This window comes from Paenibacillus sp. FSL R7-269, from assembly GCF_000517865.1.
Classification (GTDB): domain Bacteria; phylum Bacillota; class Bacilli; order Paenibacillales; family Paenibacillaceae; genus Paenibacillus_AQ.
Map to the genome: position 1 here is coordinate 1 of NZ_ASPS01000150.1, position 1860 is coordinate 1860.

Annotated in this window: 1 protein-coding gene; it reads left to right on the forward strand. The window is 55.9% G+C overall.

The genetic code is table 11. The annotated features are described in order from the left end of the window. On the forward strand, window positions 1-1860 hold a 1860-nt coding region (locus C162_RS36515; protein WP_036702515.1), incomplete at both ends, for a hypothetical protein.

Below are 1860 nucleotides of genomic sequence, written 5' to 3' on the forward strand. Positions count from 1 at the left end.
ATGAAATGGCGATAGATGCGAACAACGGTACATTGATTAATGTGACTAATGCGATGGAGTATAAGCAAGGAATAGCAGGAACGTGGACAGATGTGACCGGTACAACGGTGACGGGACTGGCTCCGGGTACGTACGAGGTCCGTGTGAAATTGACGGCGTCGTCGTTTGTATCGGAAACGCATAGTGTAACGGTGAATACGTATGTGCCAACGGCAGAGACTACCCCGGCAGCGGTGATTGACTATGCAGCCGAGCAACTGAGTGGTCTGCTGGCGAATGGCACCTATACCGTGAATGGTACAGCGGTAACCGCGACTGCGGATGGCACCCTGGTGCTGGAGCAGAGCTGGCTGGGAGAGTCCCTGAGTATTGTGAAGCAGGGGAATGCTTCGACAACGGTAGACAGTGCGGCGCAGGTGCAGGTCATTCCATCCCGTCCGGCAACACCGACAGGTGTGACGGTAACGGATGAACTGGCGATAGATGCGAACAACGGTACACTTGCGAATGTAACTTCAGCGATGGAGTACAAGCCAAGTACCGGGGGAGTATGGACGGCTGTGACCGGTACAACGGTGACGGGACTGGCTCCGGGTACGTACGAGGTCCGTGTGAAATTGACGGCGTCGTCTTTTGCCTCGGAGGCGTATAGTGTTACGGTGAATGCGTATGTGCCAATGGTAGAGACAATCCCGGCAGCGGTGATTGACTATGAAGCCGAGCAGCTAAGCGGTCTGCTGGCGAATGGTCTCTATACGGTGAATGGCACGTTATCAATATATGCGGATGCGGCGGGCAAGCTGGCACTGGATAGCTCTTGGCTGGGAACCTCTCTGAGCCTTGTGAAGCAGGGAAATGCGTCCACGACGATTAACAGTGCGGCGCAGACCTTGACCATCCCTGTTCGTCCGGCAGCGCCTGCCGGAGTAACAGCAACGAATGAGACGGCGATTAACGCGAAGAACGGTACGCTTACGAATGCGACTCCGGCCATGGAGTACAAGCAAGGTGCCGCAGGAGCATGGACGGATGTGACGGGTACAACGGTGACGGGACTTGCTCCGGGTACGTACTACGTCCAGACCAAGGCGACATTGACGGCTTTTGCCTCGGTAGCACACATCGTGAATGTGGTAGCGTATGTAGCGATACCGGAAGCCATACCAGCAGCGGTCATTGACTATGAAGCTGAGCAGCTGAGCGGTCTGGCGGCGAATGGCACGTATACACTGAACGGTACGTTGACCGTAACAGCGGATGCAGACGGCAAGCTGGCGCTGGATAGCTCTTGGCTGGGCAGCTCCCTGAGCCTAGTGAAGAAGGGGAATGCATCGACAACCATAGATAGTGTGGCGCAGACCTTGACTATTCCTGCCCGTCCGGCAGCGCCTGCGGGTGTAGCTTCAACGGACGAAACGGCGATTCATGCGAAGGATGGCACGCTCACGAATGTGACAACAGCCATGGAATACAGACAAGGTACAGCAGGCGCATGGACAGATGTTCCAGGCACCACCGTCACAGGACTTGCGCCAGGTATCTATGATGTCCGCAAGAAGGCAACAGCAACGGCGTTCAGTTCTGCGGCGGTGGAAGTGACAGTGACCTCCTTTGCATCTGAGGCGGAAGTGACGCCTGCGGCGGTGATTGATTTTAACGCTGAGCAATTGACAGGTCTGATTCCAGAAGGGGTATACACCGTAAATGGTACGGCTGTAACAGCCACCACGGACGGAACGCTGCCGATAGACAGCAGTTGGCTGGGCAGCGTGCTGAATATCGTGAAGACAGGTAACGGTGTGACCACCACCGATAGTGATGCGCAAGTGTTGAGTGTTCCTGCGCGTCAGGCTGCTCCGG